The organism is Bacteroidota bacterium, from assembly GCA_018692315.1.
In the GTDB taxonomy this organism is placed as follows: Bacteria; Bacteroidota; Bacteroidia; order Bacteroidales; family JABHKC01; genus JABHKC01.
Window position 1 is genome coordinate 1 of the sequence record JABHKC010000054.1, and the last position, 8,162, is coordinate 8,162.

5 protein-coding genes are annotated in these 8,162 nt (G+C 34.4%); all 5 read left to right on the top strand.

Annotated elements, in window-relative coordinates; genetic code table 11:
* Positions 1-146 precede the first annotated feature (146 nt).
* Positions 147-314, top strand: a complete 168-nt coding sequence (locus HN894_04725; GenBank protein MBT7142621.1) for a hypothetical protein — start codon at positions 147-149, stop codon at positions 312-314.
* 92 nt (positions 315-406) lie between these two features.
* The gene (locus tag HN894_04730; protein ID MBT7142622.1) at positions 407-2,164 is read left to right on the top strand and encodes a tetratricopeptide repeat protein; all 1,758 of its coding nucleotides are present in this window, start codon (positions 407-409) and stop codon (positions 2,162-2,164) included.
* Between the two features lie 340 nt (positions 2,165-2,504).
* Positions 2,505-2,792: a hypothetical protein gene (locus HN894_04735; protein ID MBT7142623.1), complete on the top strand. Its 288-nt coding sequence runs from the start codon at positions 2,505-2,507 to the stop codon at positions 2,790-2,792.
* A 12-nt stretch (positions 2,793-2,804) separates the two neighbouring features.
* Positions 2,805-5,657 carry a tail fiber domain-containing protein gene (locus tag HN894_04740; protein MBT7142624.1) on the top strand — a complete coding sequence of 951 codons (2,853 nt, stop codon included), beginning with the start codon at positions 2,805-2,807 and terminating at the stop codon, positions 5,655-5,657.
* Between the two features lie 33 nt (positions 5,658-5,690).
* A partial coding sequence (locus HN894_04745) for a DUF4082 domain-containing protein (GenBank protein ID MBT7142625.1) occupies positions 5,691-8,162 on the top strand: 2,472 nt, incomplete at its 3' end.

An 8,162-nucleotide genomic window follows, 5' to 3' on the forward strand; every position in this document is an offset into this window, starting at 1 on the left:
TGAAAAACAACTCGCCGGCAGCACTTTAAACAAAATAGAAATGCACACAGCCTCAGGAAACTACCTCGTTCATCTGATTGGCGAAAAATCCATTTCAACAGAAAAAGTTTTCATTAATAATCCCTAATTTCTAATTCCCAAATCCCATGAAAAAACCATATTCCACTCCCAAAATTGAAATCATCAAAATCGATACAGAAATTTCAATTGTAATGATGACTACAATTCCTCCTGATCCGGGCAAAAATGCTTATTATCAATATAAAGACAATAGAAATAAAAAGAAAGAAACCTTTGCATCGCCTTTTGAATAGTTTGTAGAAAATCAAAAATGTTCAGTTAAAAGTATCCAATCAAAAATATTTGTATCATTGTACATTTGAATTATTATTGAATTGTTTTGTACATGAAAAGGATTTTTTTGACAGTTTGCTTGGTGTATTGGTTTTCTTTTGTGTATGCAATTAATGTTGACAGTTTGAAAACTGCACTTGAAAGTTTCCCAGATACAACACAAATAAAAATCCTGAAAAAGAAATCTCAGGGATTATTGGATAGTAAGCCTGAAGAAGCTAAAGAAATAGCAAATTTTATGCTAGATATTTCTCAACAATCTAAAGACAATTTTGAAATATCCGAATCACTAATTCTAATAGCTTATTGCGATAAAAACTTAGGGAATTTTCAAAAATCTATAAACTCATTAAAAAAGGCATTAAAAATTTGTGAAGAGCTAAAAATAATTATTCGTCAGGGATATATTAATAATTTAATAGGTGTGAATTTTGCATCAAATGACCAGATTGATAGTGCACTTTTTTATTATCTCGAATCTGAAAAAATTCTTGAAAACTTGATTGTTAATGACAGTGAAAGTAAAAAGCTCAAAATGTTAAAAAGCATTTTATATACGAATTTAGGAGTTTTTTACTATTTTAAGATAAGCGACTTAAAAAATTCCAAGAGATATTTCAATGAAGTGCTTCAGCTTGCCACCGAAATAAGAGATAGTGTTAGAATTAATGCTGCGCTATCGAATTTAGGAATGGTTTATAGAGCTGAAGGGGATAACAAAAAGGCTTTAATCCATTATGAAAAAGCTTTTATTATGGCATTTGAAATTGGAAATTTGATGTATGCGGCAAACGCATCTATCAATATTGCCGGTGTTTATAAGAGTCAAAGAAACTTTAGTAAAAATATAGAATATTTAAATGAAGCCGTCAGTATTTTTAAATCAATAAATGCAAAATTTAATGTTGGAAATACCTATTGGATTTTGGGAGAAGCATATTTTAGTTATAAATATTATGAAGAGACGATAAAATGCTTGATGAAAGCATTATCATATAAAGAATTTTCAGATAATCTGAAAAAAAAGCAAAAAGTTTATTTAAAAATGTCTGACGCTTATGAAAAGACAGGAAATGTTGATACGGCTTTTATATATTTCAAAAAACAATCGGAAATTGAGAAACAAATAGAACAACAAATTAATACGGAAAATTTCAACAAGCTGCTTGTCAGTTACGAAACAGAGAAAAAAGAAAAGGAAAATCTGAGACTTACTACAGAGAATAAAATTAATAAGCTTTCACTGTCAAGAAAAAATACAATCATATATTCACTTGTTTTTGGAAGTTCTATTGGGTTGTTATTAGTAAGCTTGCTTCTTGTTCAATATCGTAAGAGATATCATGCATATAAGGCTTTAGTAAAACAAAATATTAAGTTGGCAAAACAAGAATTAAAAGAAAAGGAAACCTCTAACAATATAGAAAATACATCTGAAAATTTGAGTGAAAATTTTGATAGTAGTCAATTATTGATAAATAAACTCAAACAATATTTCGAAGATGAGAAACCATATCTACGTGCGAAACTGAAGCTTGATGATTTGAGTATAGCATTAAATACCAATCGTTCCTACTTGTCAAAAGCAATTAACGATAAGTTGAATATGAACTTTTACGAATTGCTGAACGAATTTCGGATTAAAGAATCCAGACACTTATTAATGGATAAGAAATATGATAATATTTCAATAGAAGGTATCGGACAAATGGTTGGATTTGCATCAAGAAGTTCCTTTTACAATTATTTCAACAAAACTTTTGGAATAACGCCATTATTTTTCAGGAAATCTTTAAAAGACAAAAACTAATTTTTTTCAATATATAATATAATTGTATTCAGGCTTTTACGAAAAATATTTACTTAAATAAACACATATTTTACTTTTAAGTACAATTCTAATTTTTCGATAAAATTCTAATTTTTCAATAAATTATACTCGCTTTCTCTGGTTAAAACTACTAAAAACTTTAATCTCAACTTTAATTTATAAGTGGTTTGTTACCAAATATATACAAGAGGTATTTACTTAAAGATACATTTTTTTTACGCTCAAGTACAAGGCAATTTACTGAAAAAGAAATCCATTTATCCATACGTACAAATTCCGCTTGACACAGGAGTTTTACTGCTGTACTTTTGGTTTCGATATGAAAAATATAAGAATTCGAATTACAGGTAAAGTTTTTAAAACAGGATACAGATTCCATGTTTGGCAGATTGCCGATCTATTCAACATAAATGGTTTTGTTCAATATAACAGTGTCGATTCTGTTTATGTTGAAGCAAGTGGAGATAAAAAAAATATTGATTCTTTTCTGGCTTTTATCAGATTAGGAAACTTTACAACAGTAATAGACAAATTCGAAGCACTGACCAGTTCAGTAAGTCACCAAAAAATATTTAAAATCATTGAAAACAATATTAATAATAATTAAACAATTAATATCATGAAAACACAACTTTCTACTTTATACTTTCAACTTTCTGCTTTTATACTTTCAACTTTAGTCTTTCTACTTTTAACTTCAAACCTGTTTGGTCAAAATGTAGTAGTAACCGACGACGATACCTACACACCCGATGCATCTGCAATGCTCGATGTAAAATCCACGGATAAAGGATTGCTAATTCCGCGAATGACAGAGACGCAACGCGGGGCTATTTCGAGCCCGGCAACAGGTTTGCTGGTTTTCCAAACCGATGGAACAGCAGGTTTTTACTACAATTCCGGTACGCCGGCATCACCCAACTGGATAACAATTTCATCAAGCTTAATTTCGGAATTAAAAGATGCCGACAACGATACCAAAATCCAGGTAGAAGAATCGGCCGATGAAGACAATATCCGCTTTGATGTGGCAGGAACAGAGGCTGTTGTGATTGATGAAACTGGAAATGTTGGGATTGGCATAAGTGCCCCAACATCGAAATTAGAAATTTCCGGATCCAGCCTAAGCGGTACAAATAAAGCTTTAAAACTTGGTAGTGGTTTCAGTGATGGCGGATATATTGATATTGGAACATCAAGAACAATTGGAGTTTTTAATGGAGGATCACTATTTATGGGATTTAATTACGATTACGATGCTACTACAAATCAATATGTATATGCAAGCCCTTTCCCAGCAAGTGTAACTGAATGGACCCCAAACGGTGAGATTAAATTTAAAGTTGCATCTACGGGAACAGCCGGGGATAACATTAGTTCTAACACAGCTATGACTGTTTTAAACAACGGAGCTGTAAAAATTGGAGCCTATACTCTTCCTTCTACTGATGGAGCAAATGGGCAACAACTTGTTACTGATGGGAGTGGAAATGTGAATTGGTCGAATTCAGGTGGACACTGGACTGAAAACAGTGGAGACATATACAGAAGTACCGGCGATGTTGGCATTGGTACAAATACTCCATCTGGTATTCTGGAGGTTTCACAAGCCGTAGAATATTACAATGAGCTTATTGATCAGCAACAAACTTCCCACTTTGATTACTATTATACGGGAAGTGATATATGGCAATCATTCACTTCTGGAATTTCAGGATATTTAACAAAAATTTCAATATATGTAGGTAGCGCTACAAGCGGTTCATTTGTCTGGAAAGTGTATGATGGACAGGGTACAGGAGGTACATTGCTGGCAACCTCAGATACTTTAAACAGAATATCTGGTTATAATTATGTTTACTTTGATAATGTCACCATTCCTGTTATAGCTGGACAGCAATATACATTTGCTATAGAATATAGTGGAAGTTGGAGTTTAAGTTATCAAAATAATAATCTATACAGCGGAGGTGTTTTGTTTTTTGGAGGTTATATTCGCACTTCTTATGATACAAAATTTAAAACTTATGTTGCCAGTTCATTAAGTAGAGCTCCGGCTTCATTCACAGTTCATAATAATGGTAATGTGGGTATTGGAACAACAAGCCCGTCTCAAAAACTCGAAGTAAACGGAGCTGTAAAAATCGGTGCATATACTTTACCTTCTACAGATGGTACAAACGGACTGCAATTGACTACCGATGGAAGCGGGAATGTGACTTGGTCAAACAGCAGTGGGTTATGGACAGAAAACAGTGGAAACATATACAAAAGTTCCGGTAAAGTTGGCATTGGAACAAGTTCACCTGCAGACTCTAAACTTCACATTGAAGGTTCCGGAATCTACGATGGAATGATGAGGTTAAACAATACAGGAACAAGTGGTGCCTCATTTTTTATGGGAAGTACTAATAGTGAATGGACTGTCGGTGATAGCTTGTTTATTATGGGTCATGGAAGTCCTTCAAGTGCAAATACTGATTTAGTGATAACATCAGACGGTGATGTTGGAATAGGTACATCCACACCAAACCATGCACTCGATCTGGGTGACGCATTAGGTGCAAAATTAGCAATGTACCAAAACACGACAGGGAATGCTTTTTTTGGTTTCGGTATTTCTAATAACACACTCGAATTTCATGCAGGCTCTACAACCGGAGCCACAGCAGAAGCTAAAATGGTAGTAAATGGCAATGGTTACGTAGGCATTGGAACAACAAGCCCGGGTTTTCCATTAGAAGTAAGTGGTTACGTTTCACAAAACTACAGTAACTATGGCTATCTAACTGATAATGGAGCCGGTACACAATCACCAAGTTCTGATAATTGGGTTTCTATTAAAGCAGAACAAAGGGTGGTGGCAAATAAATTTACCGCTCTTTCAGATGAAAGGATAAAGACCAATATAAAAAGCAGCAATAGTAAAACTGATTTGAAAAAAGTAAATCAACTAAACATAGTCGATTACAATTATATAGACAAGCCCTCAAAAGGTACTCAGGTTGAAAAAGGTGTAATCGCCCAAGAAGTAGAATATATAATTCCCGAAGCAGTTAACATACACTCAGAAATTATCCCCGATATTTTTGTAACAGCCTTGGAAATAAAGAGCACGGGAGAAAATACCCTTATCGAAATTTCAAAAGAGCACAATTTACAAAAAGGCGATATGCTAAGATTAATTACAAAGTCAGAGCAGCTTGAAACAGAGGTGGTAGAAATACTATCAAAAACTTGCTTCGCTGTGAAACTTGAGCAAACACCCGAAAGCATTTTTGTTTATGGCAAAAAAGTTGACGATTTCCGTGCTGTAAATTACGATTATATTTTTTCGACAGGGATTGGGGCTATTCAGGAACTAAGTAAGCAGAATGAAAAACTAAGGTCAGAAATTGAAAGTTTGAAAAGTTTAAAGTCTGATGTAGAAGAATTGAAAGCATTGTTCGGTCAAATTGCAGAAAACAATTAACAATTAACAATTAACAATAATAAATTAAGAGTTATGAAAACAAAACTTTCCACTTCATTACTTTCCACTTTAGTCTTTCTACTTTTAACTTCAAACCTGTTTGGTCAAAATGTAGTAATAACCGACGACGACACCTACACAAGCACCAGCGCCAATGCTTTACTGGAAATAAAACCCGGCAGCAACGACAAGGGCATACTTATCCCACGTCTGACAACTGTCCAACGCAATGCTATGACAATGAACACTACCAATGACAAAGGTATAATGGTATATGATACCGACACCAAAAGTTTTTGGTACTACGATGGCTCTGGCTGGGTAGAAATAGGGGCAAGTTCCTCGGGCATGACCGATTCTGATGGGGATACAAAAATACAAGTAGAAGAATCTGCCGATGAAGACAAAATCCGTTTTGATGTTGCCGGAATCGAAGCTATGGTGATTGATGAGAATGGTGATGTAAAGATTGGAGGAGTTAGCCCATATTCCAACCTTGAAATAAGCGCATTTGCATCTGTGAGCCTTCTATTGGAAGCGGATAATGACAACATTGATGAAGGAGATCATCCTCAACTAATTTTCTCACAAGACGGTGGTATTGTAAAAACATACTTAGGTAATTTCAACTCCGAGAATGCTTTTTCAATTATCCAGAATTACAATGATGACTTAAAGTTTTTTACTGATAGTACCCAAAGATTTACCATAAAAGGAAATGGAAATGTAGGCATTGGAACCTCTACACCCACGAATGAACTAAGTATAGATGGAAATGCTGATTTTACTGGAAATGTTGGTATCGGCACCAGCTCTCCTTCCAATGCACAACTACAAATTGAAGGCTCAGATACCTATGATGGTATGATCCGAATTAATAATACAGGAACTAATGGAGCAAGTTTTTTTATGGGAAGCACAAATGATTCATGGAGTGCAGGGAACAATAAGTTTATCATGGGCCATGGAAGTCCTTCAAGTTCTAATGTTGACCTTGCTATTGATGAATTTGGTAATGTAGGTATCGGAACATCAGATCCATCCGAAAAACTCGAAGTTAACGGAGCTGTAAAAATTGGGGCATATACTCTACCTTCTACTGATGGAACAAACGGACAATTTCTAAAAACAGATGGTAGTGGAAATGTTAGTTGGTCAGCAGATAATAATTCTTGGACAGAAAACAGTGGAGATATTTACAGAACTTCTGGTAATGTAGGTATAGGAACAAATACTCCGTCCAATAAGTTAAGTGTAGATGGAGATGCTGATTTTACTGGTAATGTAGGTATTGGTACTACAACAACTTCAGGTTTGTTTCATGTATTCGCCGAAAACACTTATGTTGATGTAGTTGATCAGCAAAATCTTTATTCCAATTATGGAACGTCTGGATATGATCAATGGCAATCATTTACAGCAGGAGTTTCGAGCGAACTATCTAAAGTGAGTTTATACAAAAATGGATATAGTAATTCAACCCATTCGATTCAAATATACTCAGGAGTTGGAACCAGCGGCACTTTATTAGCTACTGAGATAGTTTATACAAGTGTAACTGGTTGGTTTACTACTACTTTTTCCGTTCCAACAAATGTCACAGAAAATCAACAGTACACTTTAAGAATTATCACAACCTCAGGGGCGAGTAACCTATTGTATAATGACGGTAATCCCTATCCAGGAGGTCACTATTATAGTTCTGATTATGGGTTGGAATATGGCTCGGACTTACAATTTATAATTTACGTCATATCAGGTGATCCAGATAGGAATTTAATTTTCACTTCAGATGGGTATGTTGGTATTGGCACCACAACCCCCGGTTTCCCTTTAGAAGTGAGCGGATATGCTGCCGAAAGTTATACAGGCTATGGCTATTTAACCGATGGTGGTGCAGGAACTTATTCCGGTACATATAACAATTATGTTTCCATAAAAGCATCAGACAGGATTGCAGCTTTAAAATTCACGGCTTATTCCGATCAAAGGATCAAAATAAATATTAGAACCAGCAATACCATGTCCGATCTTGAAAAAGTAAATCAGCTAAGGCTTGCCAATTATCAATTTATTGATAGCATAGCCAAAGGAAATCAGCTTCAAAAAGGATTTATTGCCCAGGAGGTAGAAAAAGTGCTACCCGAAGCTGTAAACCAACATAGCGAATTTATCCCCGATATTTTTGTTTTGGCAAACAAAGTAGAAAAGTTTGAGAATAAAATCAGAATAGAAATCCCGAAAAATCACTATTTGCAAAAAGGCAATTTCGTTAGACTGATAAGTTCTTCTGGCAAAATAGAAACAGAAGTTCTAAATATTATTTCAGAGAAATGTTTTACTATAAAAATGGATAAGGTTCCTGAAAGCATTTTTGTTTATGGCAAAAAAGTCGATGATTTTAGAGCAGTAAATTACGATTACATTTTCTCGACCGGCATAGGTGCAATTCAGGAATTGAGCAAACAAAATGAAGAATTAAAAATGATAAATGTAGAATTAAAA

Excerpts from the sequence above, each read along its gene's own strand:
- HN894_04730 (MBT7142622.1), top strand. The coding sequence starts at position 407 with ATGAAAAGGATTTTTTTGACAGTTTGCTTGGTGTATTGGTTTTCTTTT.
- HN894_04740 (MBT7142624.1), top strand. The coding sequence starts at position 2,805 with ATGAAAACACAACTTTCTACTTTATACTTTCAACTTTCTGCTTTTATA.
- HN894_04735 (MBT7142623.1), top strand. The coding sequence starts at position 2,505 with ATGAAAAATATAAGAATTCGAATTACAGGTAAAGTTTTTAAAACAGGA.
- HN894_04725 (MBT7142621.1), top strand. The coding sequence starts at position 147 with ATGAAAAAACCATATTCCACTCCCAAAATTGAAATCATCAAAATCGAT.